Genomic DNA, 25,815 nt, shown 5'->3' on the forward strand with positions numbered 1-25,815 from the left:
AGGGATCTAAATTTCATGATGTGCTCCGATTTATCCGACTTGGGCGAGTTGCCATTCCTGGTTGGTGCCTTCCCGTGTCGACGTGTGCGTCAGGGGGTGGTGAGGTCGAAGCGGCGTACGGTGACCGCGCCGCCGAGGGACTGGGTGGCGTAGTTGAAGATCCCGAAGCGGTAGCCCATGAAGAACTGCCAGGCGTTGTTCAGGGTGAAGGCCGGGCCGAGGCTGACGAAGTTGCTGCCGTCGGTGCTGTAGGAGAAGCGGGCCTGCCTGCCGGAGCCGGGCCTGATGTCGGCGTTGACCCGCAACCAGATCCGGCCGCCTGAGATGTTGGCGCCGGCCGCCTCGGTGCCGGTGCCGGTGGTCTGCCAGGAGCTGTTCATGGTCAGCCCGTTGGTCATCACGACCCGGTTGACGCCGTTGTCGCGTTTGACGCCGATCCAGGCCGACTGGTCGCGCAGCATCGCCAGCCCGGCGCGGTCGCCGTTGGCCAGCTGCGAGTAGTCGAGCTCGATCGTCGCCGTCGACGACGGGCCCTGGATGCGGTGGGTCAAAGTATTCCGGGCGTTGTAGAGGTCGTTGGTGACCGTCGCGGTCTGCAGGCGCAGGCCGTTGCCGGTGGAGAAGCGGCTGGTGTCAGGGTTGTGGTTCCACTCCCAGCGGTGGCCGAGGCTGCCTGAGGTGAAGGTGTCGGGGCCGATCATGGAGGCCACGGTCCGGCTGGTCTGGATGTCCGGCTTCGGGTAGTTGACGCCCCAACCGCCGTTGACGGTCTGGACGGTCGGCCAGTCGTCGGTCCAGGTGATCGGCGCGAGCGCCGGGACCCGGCCGCCGGGGTAGGCGTCGACGAACGACATGTAGTACCAGGCGCCGTTCTGGGTCTGGACGAGCCCGCCCTGGTGGGGCACGCCGCCGCCGGAGATGGGCCCTGGCATGTTGAGCAGGACCTGGCGCATCTCGTACGGGCCCCATGGCGACGTGGAGCGGAGCACGTACTGGCCGTTGGCGGGGCGGGTCAGCCAGATGTAGTAGTAGCCGTTGCGCTTGTAGAAGCGGGAGCCCTCCAGGGTGCCAACGTTGCTCGGGGTCTGGAACACCTGCTGGGAGCGCACCTGGCTGAGCCCGTCGGCCGAGAGCTGGGCCACGCTGATGGTGCTGTTGCCGTAGGCGACGTACATGGTGTCGTTGGTGTCGATCAGCAGGCCGGCGTCGTAGTAGCAGTTGTTGATCTGCGAGCGCTTGGTCCACGTGCCGTCGACGGCTGAGGCGGTGTAGACGTAGGTCCGGTTGAACTCGACGCAGCCGATCCAGTAGTAGGTGCTGTTGCTGGGCCGGTAGTTCAGGGTCGAGGCCCAGATGCCCTTCACGTACGCCCGGCCGCCGTTGAGGTCGTAGGCGCCGGAGTTGAAGTCGAGCCTCGGGACCGAATGTCCGGCGTACTCCCAGTCGACCAGGTTGTAGGAGCGCAGGATCGGCGCGCCCGGCGAGTAGTGCATCGTCGAGGCCGAGTAGTAGTAGGCGTCGCCGACCCGGATGATGTCGCCGTCGGCGAAGTCCTGCCAGACGACCGGGTTGGTGTAGTCGCCGCCCGGGTTCGGGTCGCTGCCGATCGGGACGAGTTGCCACTGCTGGTTGTCGCCGCCCCAGTCGTCGTACTGGACGATGTTGGCGTTGTCGGCGGTGGAGGCGTTCTGGACCTCCAGGGCCTTGGCGCTGTTGCGGTTGATCAGGCGTACGTAGCCGCCCGCCGAATCGGCCAGGCGCCACTGCTGGTTGGTGCCGTTGTGGTCGGTCCACTGGACGATCGCGCCGCCGTTGGCGGTGGAGGAGTTGCTGACGTCCAGGACCTTGCCGCTGTTACGGGACTTGAGGCGGTAGTAGCCGCCGCCGGAGTCGACGAACTGCCATTGCTGCTGGTTCTGGTTGTTACGGGTCCACTGCGTGATCCGGCCGCCGTCGGCGGTGGATGCGTTGTAGACGTCCAGGGCCTTGCCGCTGTTGCGGTTGATCAGGACGTACCACGCGTTGGTGTCGACCGTGGCGGCCGACGCCGTGGGCGTGAGGAGCACGCCCACGAGAAGCAGGGACGAGAGCACCGCGAGCACGCGCCTCACAGGAACCTCCAGAGGTTGTTGTTCGAGCCGTTGTCGTCGGCGAGCACGACCTGCGAGCCCTGGGACGTCCCACCGAGCCCGAGGACCCGGCCGCCGTTGGCGCACTGGACGCGGAAGGCGGCACCCGACCCGTAGCGCAGCCGCCAGCGGTGGTCGTCGGTGCCGCTGTCGGCCCACTGCGTGACGCGCGAGCCGGAGGCGGTGCCGCCGTTCTCCACACCCAGCACCTTCTGGCTGTTGGAGTTGCGCAGCCGCAGGTAGCCGCCGGTGTCGACGATCGCCGTCCACAGGTGGTCGGCGGTGCCGGTGTCGCCCCACTGGACGACGAGCGCGCCGTCGGCCGTGGACATGCCGGTGACGCCGAGCACCATCCCGGTGCCCACGTTCTGGATACGCCGCGCACCGTTCGGCACGAACCGCCACTGGTTGTCCGTGCTGCCGTTGTCGGAGTCCTGGACCACCGGGGCCCCGTTGGCGGTCGAGCCGTTCTGGATGCCGAGCAGCTTGGAGCTGTGGACATTACGGATCTTGACGGAGCCGTCGCCGACGTCGCTGATCGTCCAGCGGTGGTCGGCCGTACCGGTGTCACCCCACTGGAGCACCCGGGCGTTGTCGGCGGTCGACATGTTCTCGACGCCGAGCACCTTGCCACTGTGCACGTTGCGGAACCGCAGGCCGTCACCGTCGACGACCGGGACCCAGTCGTGGTCGGCGGTGCCGTTGTCGGTCCACTGGAGGGCCAGGCCGCCGTCGGCGGTGGACATGTTCTGGATGCCGAGGGCCAGCCCGCTGGCCGCGTTGAGCAGCCGGAAGCTCGCCGCGCCGGTACCGCCCTGACCACCGGTGTTCCAGTAGACGACGTAGTTGTGGTCATGGGCGTCGTAGAACGGCCCCAACCGCACCGACGCCCCGTTGGCCGTGGCCGTGAAGGCCAGGGACGAGGTGCTGGTCCGGGTGATCGATGAGGACGTCAGGGCCGGGGCCGACGAAAGGCTGGTGTTGCCGTAGTTGCCCGACAACACGACCGGTCCGTAGGTGACGGCTTGCACGCCGGGGCTGTCGTTGGCGGCCTTCATGACCACCCGCATGGGCAGCCGCACGGTCACGGTGTCGCCCGACGTCCACGAGCGGGTGAGGTCGGCGTAGGTGCCTGGCGTGGTGGCGATCGTCTGCTGGACTCCGTTGACGCTGATCGTCGCGCCCTGGGTCCAGGCCGGGATGCGGATGCGCATCGCCCACGATCCGCTCACGTTGCCGGTGACCTGCAGCGACGTGGTGTCGTCGACCGGGTAGGAAGTCGTCTGGGTGACCGTGATGCCGCGCTGGCTCCAGTTGAGCGTGGAGGGCGCGAACAGGTTCACGAACAGCGTGGTGCCGTTGTGGAAGTAGATCGAGTCCATCAGCTTGGTGTTGGTCTCGATGCCGGTGCCCTGACAGCACCAGAAGGAGTTGTAGTCCGTGCTCCAGGTGCCGCCGCCCCAGGCCGGGCCGACGCCCCGGCGTCCGCCCGGGTTGAGCGGGGTGAAGTAGGTGACGTGCCCGCGCGCGTCAGCCGGGTTCTGCTGCCCGATCAGGTGGTTGAGCAGGGCGTTCTCGTAGTAGTCGAAGTAGTCGGTCCGGGTCGGCGACAGCAGCCACAGCTCCCGGGTGAGCTTGAGCATGTTGTAGGTGTTGCACGCCTCGCCGGTGTCTCTGGTCAGGTGGGCGGCGATCGCGTTGGGGGCGCGGAAGTGCTCGGCCTGGCTGTTGGAGCCGTTCGCGTACGTGTGCGCGCCGACGGTGATGGACCAGGCGTTGGCGGCGATGTCGCGGTAGCGGGTCGTGCCCGTGGCCTTGTACTCGCGGGCCGCCCCGATCCACTTGGGCACCTGCGTGTTGGCGTGCAACCCGTTGAGCTGGTCCTGGCCGGCGGCCAGCGGGTTGAACACGGCCGCGTGGTCGAACCGCTGGGCCGTGGTCAGCCAGCGGGAGTCGCCGGTCATCTGGTACACGTCCGTCAGCACGGCGTTCATGCCGCCGAACTCGGTGCCGAGCATGGCCTGCATCTGGCTCGAGCCGAGCCGCGACGTGCGGGTGTCCACCCACGCGGCCAGGGCCAGCAGCACGGTCCGGGCCTGGGTGTTGCCGATCAGCCGCCACGCGTCCAGCAGCCCGGCCAGGGTCTTGTGGATGCAGTAGTACGGCACGTTGCCGTTGGTCAGGGTACGGTTCTCCACGGCCGTGATGTCCGACTCGGGAAAACCGGACAGGTAGCCGCTGGTGAATCCGGCGGAGCCGTTGTTGGCCTGGCATTTGGCCAGCTCCGCCACCATGTAGTTGGCCTTGTCCCGGCAGGTGGTGTCGCCGAGCACCGCGTAGGCCTGCGCCCACGCCGTCAGGAAATGGCCCTGCATGTGGGACCGGAACGGGAAGCTGGGCGCGTCCCAGCCGCCGTTGGCCGCCGCGCCGTTGGTGGACAGGCGATGGTTGGCCCGGAAGACGTACAGCAGCCGGTCGACATCGACGAAGCGCAGGTAGCTCAGGGTGCGGTTCTGGTTGTCCAGCCACCGGCCGGTGGTCAGCCGGACCTGGCCGAGGTCGAACTCGTAGGCCGAGACGCCGATGTCGGATCTGGCCCAGGGGAGTGCGGCCAGAGCGGAGGACGTGCCGATTACCTGGCCGGCGGCCGAGAACGCGACGGTCGCGCCCGCGGCCTGTAAGAGCCGGCGACGGCTCAAGGACATGGGGGCTCCTTGGAGGTGGGGGGCGGTGACCGGCGTCCGCCGGTCACGTGTTCACCAGGTCAGGCCCTCGAAGGCCGTTCTTGGCGATGTGTTAGCGCTAACACATCGCTGGTGAGCGAACCGTAGCCGTCATGGCTCCTGTGTCGTCGTGGGGGACGAGAGGGGACATCCAGGCCTCCGTTACCGAATCGCAGAGGGCAACCTGTTAGCGCTAACAGTCGATCCTTGGCCTACTCCGTTGAGCGCGTTGTCGCGGAGTACATCCGACGGTCAGGCCCGGCGTCAACGAGGGGCGCCCTCGCCGACCTGGGCGTTGCCGTCGGAATGCCTTCCCGCCTGGAGTTTTGCCTCCAGGGAGATCGCGCCGCACTGCTCGTGCATGTGAAAGTTTCACAGAAGTTACGCGTTGGCAATAGGGTAACTTGCGGCAGCTCGCGAATTAAGTTGCTGACCTGGAGTCGAGGCGTGGATGAGCCTTGGGCCTGGCGCTGCGCTCAGGTCGCCGCTCATCGGCAACATGCTGCCGGCCCGTGGCTGCGCTACTGGCGCGGCCGGCACCCTAATTGATCTTAGTTAAGTTTCGTCCCTGAGCGGTTCGCGAACACCGGGAACCCGCAGTTCTCGGTGCTGCCCGCGGCGATGGCGGTGCCGAAGTAACGGCCGCTCTGCGCGGCTGCCGCGCAGAGCGTGGCTCCGCACCACAAGGGCGTCGTTACAGCGCCCCCTGTCGCGCACCACCGATCTGACAGGGAAATCGCCCTCGGGAACTCAGTGTGGGAATCTCACCGAAACCTGTCAATGGAACGGTGAAAATTTTCGGCGACGCCGTCCGATGCTTATGCCCCTTGTAGTGGCACTATGGTCGATCAGGTGGACCTGAAATTTTCGGCCCGACTGGCCGTGCGGGACCTCAGATGAAAGTTTCATGGCGACGCTCTTGTCGATCGACTGCGGCCTTGTCCGGGAAACGCCAGGTGAGCGCGCTCGGCCTCCGTCTCCTTTGATCCGCTGCCGACCCGGAGGCTCTTGACATTACCTTTCTGTCTCGTATTTGCTCCGTGAGGCCACCACCTCCCACCGGCCCTCCGAGGAGGAGTTCGACGAGCAAGCTGCTTGTTAGCGCTAACAACTGGCATTGGCCGAGCGGGCGCTGATGACCGCAGCCGAGCGAGATCCGCGCAGGCACCACACACCAGGCCGCCGGACGCTCCGTGGCCGCTCCCCGTCCCGTATCGGCGCAGTCGGCTCGCGAGCGTCGGCGACTCGGAAGTAGGGGCCGTCCGACGTGTCTCCGCCAAGACGGCAGCCCCATAGTTGAAGAGAAGGGCAGCGAATGAAACCGCGTCCTAAGGCGTACGCCACCATCGGAGCCGGCGTGGCGGCTCTGATCGCTGTCGTGGCCGCCGCACTGTCCATGTTCCTCACCGTTGCGCCGCGAGCGTCGGCGGCGGCCCTGACCGAAGTGACGAACTTCGGAGCCAACCCCGGCGGCCTGCGGATGTACCTCTACGTCCCCGACAGAGTGGCCTCCCGGCCCGGCGTGCTGGTGGCGATGCACGGCTGCAACGGCTGGGCCCCGGGCTTCCACCAGGGCACCGAGTTCGCCTCGCTCGCCGACCGGTACGGTTTCATCGTCATCTACCCGCAGGCGAACAAGAGCGCCAACGGCATGTCGAACTGCTTCGACGTGTGGTCGAACGAGGCCCTGCGCCACGGTGGCGGCAGTGACCCGGTGTCGATCGTCTCCATGACGGCCTACGTGCTGCAGCGCTACAACGGTGACCCGGAGCGGGTGTTCGCCACCGGCTTCTCCTCCGGCGCGATGGAGACCAACAACCTGCTCGCCACGTATCCGGACGTGTTCAAGGCCGGCGCGCCGTTCTCCGGAGTTCCTTACGGCTGCCTCGGGCCCGCCGGATGCGGGGACAAGACGCCGCAGCAGTGGGGCGACCTGGTCAGGAACGCCTACCCCGGCTATGCCGGGCCCCGGCCGCGCGTGATGGCCTGGCACGGCACCGCCGACTCCGTGCTGCCGTACACGATGCTGCAGGAAGAGGTCGACCAGTGGACCAACGTGCACGGACTGACCCAGACTCCGGCCTCCACTGACAGCCCGCAATCCGGATGGACTCGGCGAGTCTTCGGCTCCGGGCAGGTCGAGGCGTACACCATCACCGGCGCCGGCCACGATCTGCCGCATGCCGGGATGGCCGCCTACGCCATCCGCTTCTTCGGGCTGGACGGCGGCTCGTCCACTCCGACGTCGACGCCCACCGTGCCCGGTGACGGCACCGGGCCGATCAGGGGAGTGGGTTCCGGACGTTGCCTGGACGTTCCGAACGCCGCCACCGCGGATGGCACCGCAGTGCAGTTGTGGGACTGCAACGGGCGGGACAACCAGAAATGGACCGCCACGTCGGCCGGCGAGATCAGGGTCTATGGCAACAGGTGCCTCGACGCGGCCGGAACCGGCAACGGTGCCAGGATCCAGATCTACTCCTGCTGGGGCGGAGACAACCAGAAGTGGCGCGTGAACTCCGACGGCTCCATCACCGGCGTGCAGTCCGGGCTGTGCCTGGACGCCGTGGGTCAGGGCACCGCGAACGGCACCCGGCTCCAGCTCTACACCTGCCACGGCGGCGTCAACCAGCGCTGGACCCGTACCTGACGCACCGCGGTCCGCAATCCGGAAGGTGATCATGAAACTTCGGTTCGAAGTCTTACCCGGGCGCGGCGCGCTTGTGATCATGGCGCTGCTCTGCCTCGTGACGATGATCCCTGGCACGGCCAGGGCGGACAACCCGATCGTCCAGACCATCTACACCGCCGACCCCGCTCCGCTGGTGCACAACGGCCGGGTGTATCTCTACACGGGACACGACGAGGACGGCTCGACGTACTTCACCATGAAGGAGTGGCGGGTCTGGTCGTCCGCGGACATGGTGAACTGGACCGACCACGGCTCGCCGATGAGCGTCGCCACCTTCAGTTGGGCGAGCGCGGACGCGTGGGCCGGTCAGGCCGTCTACAGAAACGGCAAGTTCTACTGGTACGTACCGGTGAAAGACCGGGCGAGCGGTCAGATGGCCATCGGCGTCGGGGTCTCGAACAGCCCCACCGGGCCTTTCACCGACGCCATCGGGCGCCCGCTGGTCAGGAACGGTGAGATCGACCCCACCGTCTTCATTGACGACAACGGGCAGGCCTATCTGTATTGGGGCAATCCCAACCTGTGGTACGTCAGGCTCAACCCGGACATGATCTCGTACTCGGGCAGTCCCACGCAGATCCCCCTCACCACCGCGGGCTTCGGCACCCGCACCGGCAACACGAGCCGACCGACCCTGTACGAAGAGGGACCCTGGGTCTACAAGCGCAACGGCCTGTACTACAACGTCTTCGCGGCGAAATGCTGCTCAGAGTTCATCGGTTACTCGACGGCCCCCGGCCCCACCGGGCCCTGGACCTACCGCGGGACGGTCATGCCCACGCAGGGCAGCAGCTTCACCAACCACCCCGGAATCATCGACTTCAACGGCGGGTCGTACTTCTTCTACCACAACGGTGCCCTGCCGGGCGGCGGCGGCTTCACCCGCTCGGTCGCCGTGGAGAAATTCAGCTACAACGCCGACGGCACCATCCCCACGATCAACATGACCACAACCGGAGCACCCCAGGTGGCCACGCTGAACCCCTACGTCCGCCAGGAGGCCGAGACGATCGCCGGGGAGTCAGGCGTGGAGACCCAGCCCTCCAGCGAGGGTGGCATGAACGTCGGCTGGATCGAGAACGGCGACCACATCAAGGTCAAGGGCGTCGCCTTCGGCTCCGGCGCGACGTCCTTCACCGCGCGGGTGGCCTCCGCGACCAGCGGGGGCCGGATCGAGCTCCACCTCGACGGTGTCAACGGCACGCTGGTGGGGACCTGCACCGTGCCGGGAACCGGCGGCTGGCAGACGTGGACGACCGTCACCTGCCCGGTGAACGGCGCGACGGGCACCCATGACCTGTACTTCAAGTACACCGGCGGGAGCGGCAATCTCTTCAACGTCAACTGGTGGCAGTTCACCGGCGGCACTGCTGCCGGCGGGAACCTGCTGACCAACGGCGACGTGGAGAGCGGCACGACGGGCTGGGGCGCGTCCGGCGGGGCCCTGTCGTCTGTCACCGGTGGAGGAGGTGCGGCGCAAGGTCCGGCACCCGCCAGGACCTCAATCCCACGGTGACCGGCCGCGGTCGTCGAACTCCCCGATGCCGAACGCCCCCTCCGCCATGTCCCGTCCACCTTCACCCGTGACGCCTGCACCGGCGTCTACCCAGAGGTGGCCCGCGCCGCCGCGGAATCCACCGCCGCCCTCGTCAACACCGCAGCCGCAGGCGCCCAGACCTCCCGGCTGATCACCCTGCCGAACCACACCGGCGACGCCACAACCTGAACCACCGAACCCAGCAGGCCCGTCGTTGCTTCGGCGGGCCTGCGTCTTTGTCCTCAGCGCTGTCGTGATGCGGCCGATCGATCCCTAGCCCGTGATGTAAACGGGGCCGAGAGGATCGCCGCGAGAAGCAGCGGATCTTTGTTGCTCATCACCGGGGTCCGAGTTGGCGATGGCCGCCTAAACGATCTACCGCGATACACGGTCCGGCCCTGTCATCGCGTCGGGAAGTGGCGGAGGATGCCGCGCCGTATCGTGTACACGCGAGCAGCCAGCGAGCTGCCAGCAGAACTTGTAGTCGCTTCGAAAGTGACGCAGAGCCTGCTTGACGTGCATGGATGTGGTTTTCGGCAGGCGCAGAGTCATAGGTCGGATTCCAGGAGGTTCAGGTCCGGCGGAACCAGGGTCGTCGACTCCACCAGGCCCCTGAGGAGGTTGTGCAGGAGCTGGTTGTCGTACGGCCGGCCGGCGTCCTTGTCGTGGAGCAGCGGGTACGGGAAGCCGCCGGCGTCGAGGCGGTGGCGGACGATCTCGATCCTGTTCTCGATGGTGCGTGTCCGCCAGCCCTCCTCCGGACGGAGGTAGGCCAGTCGCTCCGCGGCCTGCTTGTACGTCAACGGCCGGGGCGACTCCTCGTACAGCAGATAGTGCTCACCCAGGACGACCAGGAGCAGGCGTTCCGCGTCGCTCAGATCCCAGATCCTGGGCGGGATGGTCTCGGCCCGGTGCCGGTTCGTCTGGGGCTCGCCGTCCTCGCCGGTGACGTAGAGCTCCACCAGGTGCTGCCGGTAGCCGGAGCCCCTGATGAACAGCGGGGTGTAGCCGTCGGCCAGCGGGATGGGGTCGGTCGAGGAATGCACCAGCCGGCCGCGCGGCAGGCGCAGGAGCTGCCAGCCCACGTTACGCAGCCACCACCGTTCGTCCCGGTAGGTCACCTCGGCGTGCAGGCGGCTCACCGATTGGTCGTCCACGCCGACGCTCAGGTCGACGTCGGGGCGTTCGGCACGGCCGAAGCGCACGTTGCGACCGGGAGTGGGTCGTACCCTGATACCGCCCATGATCGTACGGGCGTGCAGCGTGCCGGGCAGGGCCGAGCCCACGCCGTGCGCGAGGCTGCCACTCATCGTTTCGCCTCCATCGGCGCTGGTCGGATGTGCGCACAAGCAGGATCTCAGGGTTCGTCCGGACCGGTCCCAGAGGTCACGATCCGCGGAGCTGGGCAGCGGCGGAGCGAGCGAGGTCGGTGGCCATCCGGCACAGCCGGTCCGTGGGGAGCGAGCCGTCGACCACGATCCGCACCTTCTCCACGGCGGTCTCGCCGCGCTGGTCAGTGTACGACCGGTAGACCACCTGGAGCAGGCAGGTCCCGCCGCCCTCGCCCTTCGGCGTGACGAAGGCCCGGTAGCCGTTGACGCGGGTGGGCGTCCCGTCGTCCTCGGTGTTTCGCAGAAGCTCGCGGTCGAACTGCAGATACACCGACGTGTCGTCGGTGGTGCTGTCCCAGGAGCACCGCCATCCACCGAACCCGGGATCGAGGCCGGCGGCGTCGATGTGTGCGTCGCCGCGCAGCAGCGCGCAGGCGTCCTTCTGGGCCAGGGAGCCGGCGGGCGGTGGCGGGGAGCGGCGTTTGATCGGGCCGGCGAGCACCTGGGCCGCCGTGGTGGTGGCGGCGTCGGCGATGGCGCACAGGTCGGCTTCGCCGTCCTCCACCATGTCCGCGAAGACCTTCACGACGGTGTCATGGACGCCGGGCAGCAAGAGCGTGCGTGAGCACACCGTGCTCTCGGCAGGGTCGTGGACGATCTCGATCGGGCCCACGGTCCTGGCCGGCCGGGCCCGCTCGGGCGGCGGGTCGCGGTCGAGCAGCACCTTGACGTCGACGACGCCCTTGGCGGGCGGGAGCACGATGACGTCGCACCGGTCGAAGTTGCCGTAGTCGACGTCGAGCTCCGTCCTGCCGAACCGGCTGAGCGCGGTGGGGTCGGTCAGGGCGCACGGGTCGGCGGTGCGCGGGTCACCGATCAGGGAAGCCGATGGGCTGACCGATGGAGCAACCGTGCCGGCCGGGTGCCCTGCCGGGCCGGCTGAGGGCCTGGCCGAACTGGCCGAGCTTGCTGTGAGCGCGTCTGGGTTCCTTTCGCCCGGCGGCCCGCCCACCGTGTGATACACCGCGTAAGCGGCGACGACGACGACCAACGCCGCGCCCGCCACGATGAACGGCCACCGCCGGGGACGGGCCGCCGCGGATCCCGCGATCTTCTCCAGCCGCCGCTGGACCTCAGCGGCGCTCGGCCGCTCCACCGGCTCACGCTGCAGCATGTCCGCCAGCAGGCTCTCCAGCGGCCCGACGTCGGCCGTCATATCGACGGCGCCACGCGCGGCCTCCCACGCCGTGACGTACGTGTCGGACTCCTCGTCGTCCGCCCCCGGCCGCGGCGGCCGCCCGGTGACCAGCGCATACAGGGTGGCGCCGAGGGAGAACACATCCGAGGCCGGCTCCGGCCGCCCCAGGACCACCTCGGGGGAGGCGTAGTCGACGGTGTAGCTGATGGCGCCGTTGGGCGTGATCGTCTCCCTGCCGCCGACCCGGTACGCGGCGCCGAAGTCGGCCAGCTTGGTCACACCGTCGTCGGTAAGGATGATGTTGCCCGGCTTCACGTCCAGGTGCACGATGCCCTTGCCGTGCAGGGCGGCCAGCGCGCCGGCGATCTGCGCGCCGAGCCGAGCCGCCTGCTGCGGCGGCATGGGCGGGTGTTCGTCGAGGCTTCCGCCGGGCACGTGCTCCATCACCAACCACGATGCCGCCTCGTCCTCGTCCTGAACGGCGTCGTACAGGGTGACCACGTGCGGGTGGTTGAAGGCGGCCAGGGCGCGGGCCTCGGCCTGTAAACGGCTGAAGCCGGCGTTGTCCACGAGCATGCGTTTGAGCACGACATCCCGGTTGAGCAGCAGGTCGCGGGCCACCCAGACCTCTGTGGCGCGGCTGCTGACAAGGCAGGTCTCCTGGCGGTAGCGCCCGCCGACCGTCCTGCCCTGGCGCACCGTCCGTTCTCCCCTCGCCGATCACCGGGAACCTCGAATTTACTGGGTGAGCGGGGAAATACACAGCGTCTTGGTCACCCGTTTTGACGGCCTATGTCACCCGAAGTCAGCTCGGTACAGCCCAGACTGCTACGCCGGCCTCGACCTGCACCAACTGCGCCACAGCGGCCACCGACGCCCTGGCATCGCGGCGGTGAAGACGCCGCCGCGGACGTCGAAGGTGAACTGCCATGCCGAGCGCTGGGTCCGGACGGTGGGAGTCGAGTGAACCGACTGCATGCTGATCCATGGCGAGCGTCACGTGCGCTCGGAGAAACCCCAGCTCAACCATGCGCGCGAGATACGCAGAGGCTCAATTGCATTTTGACGGCTTTCGCTACACGTCCATGGTCGAGGAGTCGGACACAAGACGGGACCGGTCCCGGATGTGTGGCGCTACCTTGCGTCGAACAGCGGCGATCAAGCGGGAAGGGACGTGCGGACGTGGGACTGCTGAGTTCCATAAGGGCGCAGGTACGGCAGCTACGTCACCCGAGGGAATTTCGCATCCACGCTGCGGCCTGGCCTGAGGATGCCCTGGTGGCGTTCGAGCGCCTCGTGACGGACCGGCCCACGGAGACTCCGGACGACACTCTCCCAGGGCGCTCGGTGGCCGAGGTGGTGACGAGTATCTGGCGGCTCGATCGCCGGGTGCGGCGGCTCCCGGGGGAGACGCGGGCCGTGACCCGCTACCTGGAGATGGCCTGGGATGCCTTCGCCCAGGCCGGCATCAAGATCCAGGAGCACTTGAACGATCCGTTCGACCCGGGGCTCGCGATCGAGGTGCTGTCCTACCAGCCCGCGCTCGGACTCGACCGTGACCGGGTGGTGGAGACCATCCGGCCGAGCATTTACCTGAACGATCATGTGATTCAGCGAGGAGAGGTGATCGTGGGAACCCCCGACCCCGTCGCGAAGGAAGCCACCCCGTGACCAGGACCACGATCGGCTACGGGATCGACCTCGGTACCACCAACAGCTCGATCGCCGTGCTGAACGGCGTCGATGTCGAGGTGGTCAAGAACAACCGCCAATCAGAGATCACCCCTTCCGCCATCTGGATCGACCGAGCGGAACGGCTCCACGTCGGCGACGTCGCCAAGAAGCGCAGCGAGTTGGATCACGAGAACACCTGCATCGAGTTCAAGGCCAGGATGGGCATGACAGACCAGCCCAAGGTCTTCGCCGACGGCGGCCGGTCGATGACGCCGGAGGAGATGTCCGCTGAAGTGCTGAAGTCACTGAAGGGCGACGTGGTGCAGCGGACCGGCGATGATCTGCGGGCGGCGGTCATCACGGTGCCGGCGGCCTTCCAGTTGAGCGCTTGCGAGGCGACCAAGCAGGCCGCCAGGCTCGCCGGGCTGGAGCACGCGCCGCTGCTGCAGGAGCCCACCGCGGCCGCGCTGGCGTACGGGTTCCAGAGCACGGCTGACAACGCCTTCTGGCTGGTGTACGACCTGGGAGGCGGGACGTTCGACGCGGCCGTGGTCAATATCAGGGACGGCGAGTTCACCGTCGTCAACCACCGGGGTGACAACACCCTCGGAGGGAAGCTGGTCGACTGGAAGATCGTCGAGGAGCTGTTCGTCCCGGCCCTGACGAGGGAGTACCGGTTCGCCGATCTCAGCCGGGGCAACCCGAGCTCACTCGCGACCATCAGCCAGCTCAAGCGGGCCGCGGAAGAGGCAAAGATCGAGCTGTCGCGGAGCGATTCCGCGTCGATCTCCCTCTTGCTGAAGGACGACCGTGGCGACGATATCGACTTCTTCTACGACCTGGGGCGGGCGGAGCTGGAGCGGCTCACCGAGCCGCTCATCGTGCGCTCGGTGAACCTCTGCAAGAAGGCCCTGGAGGAGCGCGGGCTCGGCGCGGCCGACATCGAGAAGGTCCTGCTGGTGGGCGGCCCCACACTGTCGCCGTACCTCCGGGAACGGCTTGCCGACCCCCGGGAGGGGCTCGGGATCCCGCTCGACCACAGCAAGGACCCCATCACGGCCGTGGCCACGGGCGCCGCCATCTTCGCCGGAACCCAACGCCTGGACGCCATGGAGCCGCTGTCCGTCCCGCCCGCCGGTGAGTACGCAGTGGATCTGGCCTACCAGCCGGTGGGGGCGGACACCGAGCCGCTCATCGGAGGCCGGGTGTCGGGGGCGGACACAGCGGGGTTCGCGATCGAGCTGGTCAACCCGGAGGCCCGGCCGGAGTGGCGGAGCGGCAAGATCGCGCTGGACGCCGACGGGACGTTCACCACCACACTGTGGGCCGAGCGCGGGCGGGCCAACACGTTCCGCGTCGAGCTCACCGACGGCTCGGGAACCCGGCGCAAGGTGACCCCCGACCGGCTGACCTACACCGTCGGAGCCGTCGACTCCCAACCCACGCTCACCAACGCGATCGGCGTATGGCTGGAGGACCAAGGCGTGGCCTGGCTGCTCCCGAGGGGGACGCCGCTCCCGGCGCGGCGCAGGCACACGCTGCGCACCACGATCGCGCTCAGCCGGAGCCGTCTCGAGGGCTACATCCGCATCCCGATCGTGGAGGGCGAGCATTCGCGCGCCGACCGCAACCGGCGGGTCGGCCGGTTGCAGATCGATCCTGGCCAGGTCACCCGTGACGTGCCGGCGGGCAGCGAGGTGGAGTTCTCCGTGGTGGTCGACGAATCCCGGCTGGTCGTCGCCCGTGCCTACATCCCGCTCCTTGACGAGGAGTTCGAGCACGTCGTCAACCTGCGTACCGAGACGACTCCCACGCACGACGAGCTGAACAGGAAGGTGCATGCGGAAAAGCACCGGCTGCACGAGCTGCGCACGGAGGCCGGCGACCTCGGCGACGCCAGGGCCGAGACGCTGCTCGCCAGGATCGACGCGGAAGGGACCGCCAAGGACCTCGACCGGCTTGTCGACGCGGCCCGCGCCGATCCGAACGCCGCCACGGAGTGCGGCAAGCGTCTGCTCGATCTCCAGGTTGCCATCGACGAGGTCGAGGAGATGGTGGAGTGGCCCAAGCTGGTCCAGGAGGCGAAGGACACGATGGCCGGCGTCCGGGACATCGTGCTGAGCATGGGCGACCTGAACGACCAGCGGACCCTGACCACGCTCGAGTCCGCGATGCGGGAGGCGATCAACGCTCATGACGCCGACCTGCTCAGGAGACGTGTCGACGACCTGTACGGACTGGCGGCGGAAGTGCTGGAGAGAACGGACGAGCTCCCCCGCATCCGGTTCGACCATCTCCGGAGCCTGCTGCCTGACATGCGTGACAGGCACGAGGCCGCCCAGCTCATCGACACGGGCAGGAAGGCGATGGAGCGGGGCGACATGAGGACGGTACGCGACGTGAACCGCGAACTGGAGAGCATGCTGCCCGCGCCGCCACCGCTCGATCTGTCCAGCACCGTCGTACGCGGGTCATGAAGCAGGTGACCATGTCCCTTTCCATCACCCGCGAGCTGGTCCTGGCCCAGGCCAGGACCCTGGCACGGAGCGGTCGCCACGGCGAGGCCGTGGAACTGCTGGAAGATCTCCAGGAGGAGCCCAGCGTGACCGTGCTGGACCTGCTGGCTCGCATCCACGCCCAGCAGGGCGACCTCGACCGGGCGGACCAGTGCTGGGCCGAGGCGGAGCGGCTGGCCCCCGGCGGGGCGGAGATCGCCGCCGGGCGGCGGCGGATCGCGGCCATGCGCCCCGCCGCTCGGCGACGCGGGCTCGGCAAGGGCCTGCTCGTCACGTGCACGGTGCTGGTCACAGGTGCGGTGCTCGTCCTGCTCGTCGATATCCGCCTGGAGACCGCCGGGCTGCGGATGTCCCAGCAGCCCGCGGCCCTGCCGACGGGCCAGGAGGTCGCCGCCCCACCGACAGTCGTGACGATCTCGCCGCCGGAGAAGCCCGACGTGCTCGCCCGCATGAGACTCGATGTGCCGGGAATCCGGGTGAGGCGGTCGCCGGGGGAGATCTCCATCGTCTTCGAAGAGGCCCTGTTCAGTCAGGGCACCGAGCTGACTCGCCGCGGTCAGGCCGTGCTCGACGGCCTGGGCGGGCGCCTGCGCCCGTACGCCAACGAGATAGACGTGGCCGTCGTCGGCCACACGGACCGCGACGCGCTCCTGCCGGGCGGCGAGTACGTCAGCAACACCGACCTCGGCCTGGCCAGGGCCACCTACGTTCGCGAGATCCTCCGCACCACGTCGCGGATCCCCACGACCAGGTTCGCGCTGTCGTCCCTGGGCGGGGTCATGCCGCCGTACCGCGACGACGCTCGGAATCGTACGGTCACCCTGCGGATCTCCGGAGCCGCCGGATGAAGCTGGTAGGGCTGCGGCCGGACCTGTACCGGGAGAACGCCTTCCGGATCACGGGGCTCCCGGTGCGCGCGACGACACGCGACATCCGGAGGCACACAGAGAAACTGCGCCTCATGGAGAGCCTCGGCAGGTCCGGCGCGAGCGAGGGGATACTGCCGCCCGCGCAACCCCCTGACGAGGACGCGCGGCAACGGGCCGCGCAGCGGCTCAGGGATCCGGTGTCCCGGCTGGTGGACGAGCTGTTCTGGCTGTGGCCGATGGCCGACGGCGAGACCGACGCCGCCATGGCCGCCCTGCTCAAGGGCGAGCCGTACGACGCGCTCCGCGTGTGGGAGCGCACGACGAAGCGGCCCGCCAAGGCCATCGCGGTGCACAACATCGCGGTGTTGTCACACGTTTGGGCGCTTGACGCGGACAGGCTGGACGCCGACGCCATACGGCTGTGGAAGCGGGCTTACAAGTGCTGGGCCGAGGTGATCGCCGACGACTCCTTCTGGGACCTGATGCGGGCACGGGCCAAGGAGCTCGACGATCCGCGGCTGACCGCGGGCACGGTCCGCCGGATACGCGAGGATCTGCCTGCTGCCCTGCTGGCGATCAACGCCCAACTGGCGGTCGCAGCCGCACGGGACGGGCAGCTCAAGGACTCACGCGGGCACATCAGCGGAATGCGTGCGTCCGGATTCGCGTCCGAGCTGGTCGACGAGGCCCTGCACGGCGCGGTGGAGCACGAGAAGTCCAGGATCAAGACGCTGTGCGAGAACGCGGGGCAGGCCATCAGAGCGGCCCCTGGGCGTGGGGACGAGCTGGCCGAGCGGTTCCTCGATGAGGCCAAGCCCCTTCTCAGAGTGGTGACCAGCGTGCTGCCCGACGATCACCGGGTGGTGCGGGACGCCGGTGACGACATGGCCCTGACAGTTCTCGGCTGCGTCGTGGCCTACGTCAACACGGCCAAGGGGTATCAGCGATCTTTGGACCTTCTCCAGCCCGCTCTCGCCCTGGCGAACACGGAATCGGTCCGTGACCGCGTGCAGGAGAACGTCGACATCATTCGCGACAACCTCTCCTATGCCTCCTGCTTCTTCTGCGGACAGGACGCCGACAAGGCGTGCGCGCTGAAACTGCCTATGCACGGTGACGTCAACCGCGAGACCGCGTATTACCAGACTCGGATAACCTGGCGGACGGTTACGGTCCACGTGCCGCGCTGCCGCCGGTGCAGGAGGAAGCGCGGCTGGAGAATCGCCGGGTCCGTGCTGATCGGACCCTTGGCCGCGGTTACGGTCGTCGCGTTCTTGATGGACGCCATCGCCCTGGGCACCGCCCTGATCGCGGTCGGAGTCTTCGTGATGAGCTGGCTGATCGCGGGTTCGCGCCGCGACCTCACCGAGTTCGGGCCGGTCAAGGAGCTGTACGCCAAGGGTTGGCGGCCCGGTGACCGTCCGTCGGAGGCCGGACGCTAGCCGACCATGCCGGTTGCCTACGGGAGCGTTGATCTGGACCGACCAGGGCTCCGGCGATGAGTTGCATGACGCCGGGGGCGACACCGCCGTCGCGGAGCATGGTGATCATGGTGTGGCGGAGAGCGTGCGGGGTGATGTCCCCACTGATGGGGACGGCTCGAGTGGTTGCCGGTGCGGTCGGCAGACGGAACCGTGCAGGGCGAGGAAGTCAGCAAGGGAGGCTCGCCGTCCTCGCCTTGCTGTAGGCGAGCCTGCTTCTCGCCACCGCCGCAGCATGGGGTGTGACCCGCAGCGGCTTTCCAGGGAGAAGCCACCGCCTGTGAGCGCCCCAGTCGGCGCGGCCGGCGCATGTGGGGTGGCCGTGGGCGAAACGAGCGTGAAACCAGCCCTTGACAAGAGGTGTGTCCGGAATCGAGAGTAATGGGCATCCCCCGTCTGACTACGTAGTCAGACGACAGATCCGCCGTGTATGACTACGTAGTCAGTATCGAGGAGCTCTCATGCCGGAGGCCAGGCGCCGCGCCCCTACCAGCATCGACGTCGCGCGGCGCGCCGGCGTCTCGCAGAAGACCGTCTCGCGTGTCATGAACGGCGAGCCGTACGTCAGCGCCGACGTTCGGGAGCGGGTTCTCGCGGTGGCACGCGAGCTCGGGTATCGGCCCAACACCGCGGCCCGCGCGCTCAATCTGGGCCGCTTCCAGCGCATCGGGGTGGTCTCGCTCGGCAGCTCGCTGTACGGGCCCTCGTCGCTGCTGGTCGCGCTGGAGCGGCGGGCCAGGCAGACGAGCTACGCGTTGAGCGTCGTCCACACGTTCGAGGGCGGACCGGACAGCATCATGAGCGCGGTGGAGTCCCTGCTGGACCAGGGTGTGGACGGCATCGTGCTGTCCGAGCCGGTAGACGATGGGCAGGAGCTGCGCATCGACCCGGACATCCCCGTGCTCAGCTTCGGCAGGTTCCCTGGTCTCGACGGGCCCCGGATGGTGGTCACCGGAACATCCGGCTTCGATGCGGGCCGGGTCGCCACCGAGCACCTGCTCGGCCTGGGGCACGCGACGGTCTGGCATGTCGCGGGACCTGGTCAGTGGCCGTCGTCGCACGACCGGGCCCGCGGCTGGCGGCACGCGCTCGACTCCGCCGGGATCGCCGCGCCACCGCCGATTGAAGGGGACTGGTCGCCCGCCTCGGGTTACGAGGCCGGCCGGCGACTTGCCGCAGACCCGGAGGTCACCGCGGTGTTCGTGGCCAACGACGAGATGGCGATCGGCCTGCTGCGGGCCATGACCGAGGCGGGCCGTGCCGTCCCCGAAGAGGTGAGCGTCGTCGGGATGGACGACATCCCGGCCGCGGCGTACCTGTCGCCACCGCTCACCACCATCGGTCAGGACTTCGAGGCGATCGCCGCACACGCGCTCGACCTGCTCCTCCACCAGATCGAGAACGCCCCCGGCTCGGCGACCGTCGACGACTTGCCGGCGCAGCTCGTGCTGCGCCGGTCGACCACCCCCCCAAGGAGTAAGAGATGACCATGCCAAGGATGAGGCGGCTCGCCGTGGGAGCCGCCGCCACCCTGTTCCTCGCCGGATGCGCCGGCGGCACGACCGGCAGCACCGACGGCGGCGGGGGCAAGCCCACCGCCGCCATCAGCCAGGCCGACATCGACAAGGCGATGAAGACGCCTACCGAGCTCACGTTCTGGACCTGGCTGCCCGACATCGAGAAGGAAGTGGCGCTGTTCCAGAAGAAATATCCCGCCATCAGCGTCAAGGTGGTCAACGCAGGTAACAGCCAGGCGGAGTACACGAAACTGCGGACGGCGCTCAAGGCCGGCAGTGGCGCCCCGGACGTCGTGCAGATCGAGTACCAGCACATTCCCGGCTTCGCCATCACCGGCGGTCTGCTGGACCTGCGGCCGTACGGCGCGCAGGCGCTCGGGGACCGGTTCGTCGACTGGGCGTGGGGGCAGGTGAGCGGCAGGAACGGCGAGGTCTGGGCGATCCCCCAGGACACCGGGCCGATGGGGATGCTCTACCGCAAGGACATCTTCGACAAGCACGGCATCCAGCCGCCGAAGACCTGGGACGAGTTCGCCGCCGCGGCCCGCAAGCTGCACGCCGCCGACCCCGGCGTGTACCTGACCAACTTCCCCACCAACCACAACTCCATCTGGACGGGCCTCATGTGGCAGGCCGGCGTCAAGCCGTTCCAGATGAAGGGCGCCGACCAAATCTCCGTCGACGTCGCCGGTGCGACGCCGAAGAAGCTCGCCTCCTACTGGAGCGGCCTGGTCAAGGAGGGGGTCCTGTCGGCCGACGCCGACTTCAGCGACCAGTGGTTCCAAGGTCTCAACAAGGGAAGGTACGCGACCTGGCTGACCGCCGCCTGGGGCCCGCTCTTCCTGTCCACCAGCGCCAAGGAGACCCGCGGAAAGTGGCGTGTCGCGCCGTTGCCGCAGTGGACGGCCGGTGAACAGAAATCCGGCAACTGGGGCGGCTCGACCAGCGCCGTCGTCAAGACGACCAAGAACCCGATCGCCGCGGCCATGTTCGCCCAATTCCTCAACACCGACCCCGAGTCGGCCAAGATGCTGACGACCCTGCAGTTCCTGTATCCGCCGATCAAGGCGCTGCTGAGCGACCCGGGCTTTGTCGAGCAGAAATCGGACTTCTACGGCGGGCAGCAGGTGAACAAGGTGTTCGCCGACATCAGCGGCACGGTCCCCACCGACTTCACCTGGCTGCCGTTCATGGACCAGATCAACAATGACTGGAACGAGACGGTGGGCAAGTCGCTCGCCGACAAGACCGACACGGCCGCCGCGTTGGACAAGTGGCAGCAGACAATCACCGCCTACGCCGAGAAGCAGGGCTTCAAGGTCGCGCCATGAGCGTCATGACAGTGCCGCCGTCCCGGCGGGCGAGCGCCCGCCGGAACCGGGTGGGTTACCTCTTCGTCGCGCCGTTCCTCCTCGTGTTCGTCGCCATGCTCGTGGCACCGCTGGCGTACGCCGGATATCTGAGCCTGTTCCGGGAGCAGTTGATCGGCGGTGTCAGGTTCTCCGGTCTCGACAACTACATCCAGGCGCTGAGCGACGAGCGGCTGCTCGACGGCGTGCTGCGCGTGAGCCGGTTCTTCCTCGTCCAGGTGCCGATCATGCTGGGGCTGGCGTTGTTGTTCGCCCTCGCCCTGGACAGCGGGGTGATGTGGCTGTCGCGGGTGATCCGGCTGGGGATCTTCGTCCCGTACGCGGTGCCCGGCGTGATCGCCGCGCTGATGTGGAGTTACCTGTACGGCCCGCAGTTCGGACCGATCACCCAGCTCGTCGAGGCGCTGGGCCTGCCCGCGCCGAACCTGCTCAGCGGCGACCTGATGCTGGGCTCGGTGGCCAACATCGTGACCTGGGAGTTCACCGGGTACAACATGATCATCCTGTATGCCGCGCTGCGCGCCATCCCCACCGAGCTGTACGAGGCCGCGGCCGTGGACGGTGCCGGCGCCTGGCGGATCGCCTGGAGCGTGAAGATCCCCGCCCTGCGTCCCGCCCTTCTGATGGCACTGATCTTCTCGGTGATCGGCAGCTTCCAGCTGTTCAACGAGCCGGCGTTGCTGCAGCGCCTGGCCCCCAACGTCATCGACAGCGCCTACACCCCCAACCTGTACACCTACTCCCTGGCCTTCATCAGCCAGGACGTCAACTACGCGGCGGCCGTCTCCTTCCTGCTCGGGCTCGTCATCGTCGTGGTGTCGTACACCGTCCAGCTCGCCGTCGCCCGGAGGAGAACATGACCGTCACCGCAACGGCGCCGCCCCGGGCCGCGGCCGGCGCCGCCCATTCCGCCGCAGTGGTCCGGCGTCGTAGCCCGGTGCTCACGCTGGGGATGCTCGCCGTCCTGGTCTACTTCCTGCTGCCGCTGTTCTGGCTGGTGGTGGCGGCCACGAAGACCACGGGCGCGCTGTTCTCCAGCTTCGGGCTCTGGTTCGGCGGGGACTTCGCGCTGCCGGCCAACGTCCGGAACGTCTTCACCGCCGACGGCGGAGTGTACGTCCACTGGCTGCTCAACACGGCGATGTACGCGCTGGTGAGCGCGGGCGGCGCGGCGCTGCTGGCCGCCCTGGGCGGCTACGGGTTCGCCAAGTTCGCCTTCCGCGGCAACAGGCTGCTGTTCGGAGCCGTCCTCGGCGCGATCATGGTGCCCAGCACCGCCCTGGTCATTCCCACGTACCTGATCTTCTCGAATGCCGGGCTGGTGAACACGCCCTGGGCGGTCATCCTGCCCTCGCTGGCGAACCCGTTCGGGCTCTACCTCATGCGGGTGTACGTCGAGGAGGCGGTGCCCGACAGCATCCTCGAAGCGGCCCGCATCGACGGGGCCGGCGAGTTCCGGATCTTCCGCCAGGTGGTGCTGCGCCTGCTCGCGCCGGGCTTCGTCACCGTGCTGCTCTTCACGCTCGTCGCCACCTGGAACAACTACTTCCTGCCGCTGATCATGCTCAACAACCCTTCCCTCTACCCCGTCACCGTCGGCCTGGCCAACTGGGCCGCGCGGGCGTCGGTGGGCGGCGGCGGCACCGGCGACGTCATCCCCCTCGTGGTCACCGGCTCGCTGTTGTCCATCATCCCGCTGGTCGCGGCGTTCCTGATGCTCCAGCGCTACTGGCAGAACGGCCTCACCGCCGGCGGGGTCAAGCAATGAACGAAACGAAGGAAACACACGTGCCCCGGGTACTCTTCGGCGCCGCCTACTATCCCGAATACCACCCCAGTGAGCTGCTGAAGACCGACCTCGACCTGATGGCCGAGGCGCGCTTCTCCGTCATCAGGGTCGGCGAGTCCGTCTGGTCGACCTGGGAGCCCGAGAACGGGCGCTTCAACCTGGACTGGCTCCAGCCCACGCTCGACGGCGCGCACGAGCGCGGCATCGGCGTCATCCTCGGCACCCCGACCTATGCCGTGCCGCCCTGGCTCGCCCGCCAGTACCCCGAGATCGCCGGCGAGCGGGGCGCGGGACGGCGCATCCCGTGGGGCGGCCGCCAGGAGATGGACTTCACCCACCCGGCCTACCGCTTCCATGCCGAGCGGATCATCCGGCGCGTCGTGGAGCGGTACGCCGGCCACCCGGCGGTGATCGGCTTCCAGGTGGACAACGAGCCCGGCCTGGTGCTGCTGCACAACCACGGCGTCTTCCAGCGCTTCGTTGATCACCTGCGCGACCGCTACGGCGACGTGGAGACGCTCAACCAGGAGTGGGGCCTGGTCTACTGGTCGCATCGCCTGTCGACCTGGGCGGACCTGTGGACGCCGGACGGCAACGCGCAACCGCAGTACGAGCAGGCCTGGCGTCGCTTTCAGGCCGAGCAGGTCACCGAGTTCATCGCCTGGCAGGCGGACATCGTCCGCGAATACGCCAGGCCGGACCAGTTCGTCACCACCTGCGTCTCCTACGAACGGCCCGGAGTGGCCGACGACGAGCTGACCCGGCGTCTCGACGTCACCGCCGGCAACCCGTACTACGCCATGCAGGACGGTCTCGCCCTGCCCGCCGGGCAGAGCGGCCCGCAGCTGTGGGACACCCACGACACCTGGTCGTTCTACCTCGGCGCCGACCGGATGTTCTCCTCACGTCAGGAGCCCTTCCTGGTCACCGAGACCAACGCGCAGGCCATCGGTCCGTCGTGGATGAACCATCCCGCGTACGACGGTCAGTGGCGGCAGGCCGCCTGGGCCCTCGTCTCGCGGGGCGCGAACATGATCGAGTACTGGCAGTGGCGCACCCTGGTCTCCGGCACCGAGACCTACTGGGGCGGCGTCCTGCCGCACAGCGGCCGCCCGGGCCGCGTCTATCGGGAGATCGCCCAGATCGGCGCGGAGCTGGAGACGGCCGGCGAGCTGGTCGCGGGCCTGACCCCGGACGCCGACGTCGCGATGCTCTACTCCACGCCGAGCAAGTGGGCGCTGACCGCCCAGCCGGCTCTGGCGTTGCCGGACGGCGGCCCGGACCGGCATTCCTACCAGGGCATCTTCGACCCGTTCTACCGTGGCGCGTTCGAGGCGGGCCTCCAGGTGCGGGTGCTGCACGCGGCTCAGGCGGTGGCGGCCGAGCCGGGCGAGCTGGCCGCACGGCACCCCGTCCTCGTCGCCGCCGGTCTGTACGCGGCCGACGACGCCACGCTGGACTGGCTGGCGGCCTACGCCTCGGCCGGCGGCCACCTGGTGCTCGGGCCGCGCACCGCCTACGCCGATCACGAGGCCCGCGCGCGCCGCGAGGTCCAGCCGGCCCGGCTCGCCGAGCCCGCGGGCGTGTCGTACGACGAGTTCAGCAACCTGCCGGCCGACCTGCCCGTGCGGGCCATGCCCGGCTCGCCGCTGACGCTGCCGTCCGACGCCGCGGGCACCCGATGGGCGGACGGCGTGCACGCGCAGGACGCCGAGGTGCTCGCCGACTACCGGCACCCGCACTTCGGCCGGTGGGCGGCCGTGACCACCCGCCCGTACGGCGCGGGCCGCATCACCTGCGTCGGCACCATCCCCAACCCCGGCATGGCCACGGCGCTGTTCCGCTGGCTCGTCCCCGACGCCGGGTCGTGGGGCGGCATGCCGGCGGGCGTCACCTCGACCGGCGCCGTCACGGCGGACGGGCGGCGGCTGCGCTTCCTGCACAACTGGACCTGGCAGGAGATCGCCGTCACGGCACCGACCGCAGTGCGTGATGTGCTCGCCGGCGCTGACCATGCGGCCGGTGCGGAACTACGTCTCGGTCCATGGGATGTACGCGTCCTGCTGGAGACGCCATAGCCGTCGCTTCGCCCCGGCCTCTCGGGCCGGGGCCGCTCCCGTAAGCACCTCCTGCAGGCGCAGGCCGAGATCGGCGCGCTCGGCGGCGACGAGTTCCGGCGCCGAGCGGTCGAGTTCGCGCGCCAAGGCGGCAAACCGCTCCTCCAACTCGCCAGCCCGCTCACCTTCGTCCGCCACATCTTCCACGACCAGCGGCAGCAGGCGCACCTGCGACAGATCCTGGCCGAGTACGAGCGCGGCACCGGACAAGGCCAGGCGAAGGGGTACGACCGAACCACCTACAACGGCACGTTCGCGCCCTCCAGCACGCGCATGAAAGCACGCGACCATTCAGGCAGGTCCGGCCAGCCACGACAGGAGACCATCGCGCCGTCCACCACGTCGGGGGCGTCCACGAAGGTCGCACCCGCCATCTCCATGTCGGTCCTCAATGGCGGGAACGCCGCCGTGGTACGGCCGCGCAGCAGGCCAAGCGCCGCCGGCACCTGCGGGCCGTGGCAGATCGTGCCCACCGGCAGGCCGCGCTCGAAGAAGTAGTGCACGATACGGGCGACGTCGGGATCGGTGCGGATGTACTCCGGCGCGCGGCCGCCCGGGATCACCAGCGCCTGGTAGTCCTCGGGGCGCACGTCGGCGAATGCGAGATCCACCGGCAGTTGATGGCCGGGCCTCTCGGTGTAGGCGTCCCAGCCGGGCTCGAAGTCGTGGACCACCAGCTTCACCGCACGCGTGGTGGGGGCGGCCACGATCGCCTCATGACCTCCTTCCCGGAGCCGGAAGACGGGGTACATGGAGTCCAGCTCTTCCGCCGCATCGCCGGTCAGAACAAGCACTCGGGCCATGACTCACTCCTATTCTCCCATGGTGGATCTTAATTTGCAGGGGGCAGAAATGGCAGCCCCCGCCGGCAG

General features: G+C 68.6%; 17 protein-coding genes. 11 read left to right on the plus strand and 6 right to left on the minus strand.

Features of this window, described 5'->3' with window-relative positions; translation table 11 throughout:
* Positions 1 to 89 precede the first annotated feature (89 nt).
* Positions 90 to 2,111, minus strand: coding sequence for a family 43 glycosylhydrolase (locus tag ACWEPL_RS39870; RefSeq protein WP_452439210.1), 2,022 nt, complete (start codon positions 2,109 to 2,111; stop codon positions 90 to 92).
* The gene (locus ACWEPL_RS39875; RefSeq protein WP_452439211.1) at positions 2,108 to 4,834 is read right to left on the minus strand and encodes a beta-L-arabinofuranosidase domain-containing protein; all 2,727 of its coding nucleotides are present in this window, start codon (positions 4,832 to 4,834) and stop codon (positions 2,108 to 2,110) included. Before ACWEPL_RS39875 ends, ACWEPL_RS39870 begins: the two co-directional genes overlap by 4 nt.
* Positions 4,835 to 6,167: 1,333 nt before the next feature.
* On the opposite strand from ACWEPL_RS39875, the gene ACWEPL_RS39880 reads away from it, so the two are divergent.
* A complete protein-coding gene (locus tag ACWEPL_RS39880) occupies positions 6,168 to 7,502 on the plus strand; it encodes an extracellular catalytic domain type 1 short-chain-length polyhydroxyalkanoate depolymerase (protein WP_452439212.1) in 1,335 nt (444 codons plus the stop codon).
* Between the two features lie 31 nt (positions 7,503 to 7,533).
* Positions 7,534 to 9,060 carry a glycoside hydrolase family 43 protein gene (locus tag ACWEPL_RS39885; protein WP_452439213.1) on the plus strand — a complete coding sequence of 509 codons (1,527 nt, stop codon included), beginning with the start codon at positions 7,534 to 7,536 and terminating at the stop codon, positions 9,058 to 9,060.
* Positions 9,061 to 9,629: 569 nt separating this feature from the next.
* On the opposite strand, the gene ACWEPL_RS39890 is transcribed toward ACWEPL_RS39885, so the two are convergent.
* Together ACWEPL_RS39890 and ACWEPL_RS39895 are read right to left on the minus strand one after the other, a co-directional pair.
* The gene (locus tag ACWEPL_RS39890; protein ID WP_452439214.1) at positions 9,630 to 10,391 is read right to left on the minus strand and encodes an FHA domain-containing protein; all 762 of its coding nucleotides are present in this window, start codon (positions 10,389 to 10,391) and stop codon (positions 9,630 to 9,632) included.
* Between the two features lie 76 nt (positions 10,392 to 10,467).
* On the minus strand, positions 10,468 to 12,309 hold the full coding sequence (locus ACWEPL_RS39895) for a serine/threonine-protein kinase (protein ID WP_452439215.1): 1,842 nt from the start codon (positions 12,307 to 12,309) through the stop codon (positions 10,468 to 10,470).
* Positions 12,310 to 12,957: 648 nt separating this feature from the next.
* Here ACWEPL_RS39895 and ACWEPL_RS39900 point away from each other — a divergent pair.
* The 9 genes from ACWEPL_RS39900 to ACWEPL_RS39940 all read left to right on the plus strand — a co-directional run bounded on the left by ACWEPL_RS39900 (position 12,958) and on the right by ACWEPL_RS39940 (position 24,904).
* Positions 12,958 to 13,281, plus strand: coding sequence for a nucleotide exchange factor GrpE (locus tag ACWEPL_RS39900; RefSeq protein ID WP_363984269.1), 324 nt, complete (start codon positions 12,958 to 12,960; stop codon positions 13,279 to 13,281).
* Positions 13,278 to 15,761: an Hsp70 family protein gene (locus ACWEPL_RS39905; protein WP_452439216.1), complete on the plus strand. Its 2,484-nt coding sequence runs from the start codon at positions 13,278 to 13,280 to the stop codon at positions 15,759 to 15,761. The genes ACWEPL_RS39900 and ACWEPL_RS39905 overlap by 4 nt, the downstream gene beginning before the upstream one ends.
* Before the next feature lie 11 nt (positions 15,762 to 15,772).
* Complete coding sequence (locus ACWEPL_RS39910) at positions 15,773 to 16,648, plus strand: OmpA family protein (RefSeq protein WP_452439217.1); 876 nt, start codon at positions 15,773 to 15,775, stop codon at positions 16,646 to 16,648.
* Entirely contained in the window at positions 16,645 to 18,111 is a 1,467-nt protein-coding gene (locus ACWEPL_RS39915; protein ID WP_452439218.1) for a hypothetical protein, read from the plus strand. The genes ACWEPL_RS39910 and ACWEPL_RS39915 overlap by 4 nt, the downstream gene beginning before the upstream one ends.
* Positions 18,112 to 18,611: 500 nt before the next feature.
* Entirely contained in the window at positions 18,612 to 19,637 is a 1,026-nt protein-coding gene (locus ACWEPL_RS39920) for a LacI family DNA-binding transcriptional regulator (protein ID WP_363984261.1), read from the plus strand.
* Positions 19,634 to 20,998 carry an extracellular solute-binding protein gene (locus tag ACWEPL_RS39925; protein ID WP_452439219.1) on the plus strand — a complete coding sequence of 455 codons (1,365 nt, stop codon included), beginning with the start codon at positions 19,634 to 19,636 and terminating at the stop codon, positions 20,996 to 20,998. The genes ACWEPL_RS39920 and ACWEPL_RS39925 overlap by 4 nt, the downstream gene beginning before the upstream one ends.
* Positions 20,995 to 21,897 carry a carbohydrate ABC transporter permease gene (locus ACWEPL_RS39930; protein WP_452439220.1) on the plus strand — a complete coding sequence of 301 codons (903 nt, stop codon included), beginning with the start codon at positions 20,995 to 20,997 and terminating at the stop codon, positions 21,895 to 21,897. The genes ACWEPL_RS39925 and ACWEPL_RS39930 overlap by 4 nt, the downstream gene beginning before the upstream one ends.
* Positions 21,894 to 22,805: a carbohydrate ABC transporter permease gene (locus ACWEPL_RS39935; RefSeq protein WP_363984255.1), complete on the plus strand. Its 912-nt coding sequence runs from the start codon at positions 21,894 to 21,896 to the stop codon at positions 22,803 to 22,805. Before ACWEPL_RS39930 ends, ACWEPL_RS39935 begins: the two co-directional genes overlap by 4 nt.
* A gap of 20 nt (positions 22,806 to 22,825) precedes the next feature.
* Positions 22,826 to 24,904 carry a beta-galactosidase gene (locus ACWEPL_RS39940; protein WP_452439221.1) on the plus strand — a complete coding sequence of 693 codons (2,079 nt, stop codon included), beginning with the start codon at positions 22,826 to 22,828 and terminating at the stop codon, positions 24,902 to 24,904.
* On the opposite strand, the gene ACWEPL_RS39945 is transcribed toward ACWEPL_RS39940, so the two are convergent.
* Both ACWEPL_RS39945 and ACWEPL_RS39950 read right to left on the minus strand, forming a co-directional pair.
* Entirely contained in the window at positions 24,857 to 25,153 is a 297-nt protein-coding gene (locus ACWEPL_RS39945) for a hypothetical protein (protein ID WP_452439222.1), read from the minus strand. The genes ACWEPL_RS39940 and ACWEPL_RS39945 overlap by 48 nt on opposite strands.
* 29 nt (positions 25,154 to 25,182) lie before the next feature.
* Positions 25,183 to 25,746 carry a DJ-1/PfpI family protein gene (locus ACWEPL_RS39950; protein WP_452439223.1) on the minus strand — a complete coding sequence of 188 codons (564 nt, stop codon included), beginning with the start codon at positions 25,744 to 25,746 and terminating at the stop codon, positions 25,183 to 25,185.
* Between the last annotated feature and the right edge of the window lie 69 nt (positions 25,747 to 25,815).

Source organism: Nonomuraea sp. NPDC004186 (assembly GCF_053603495.1).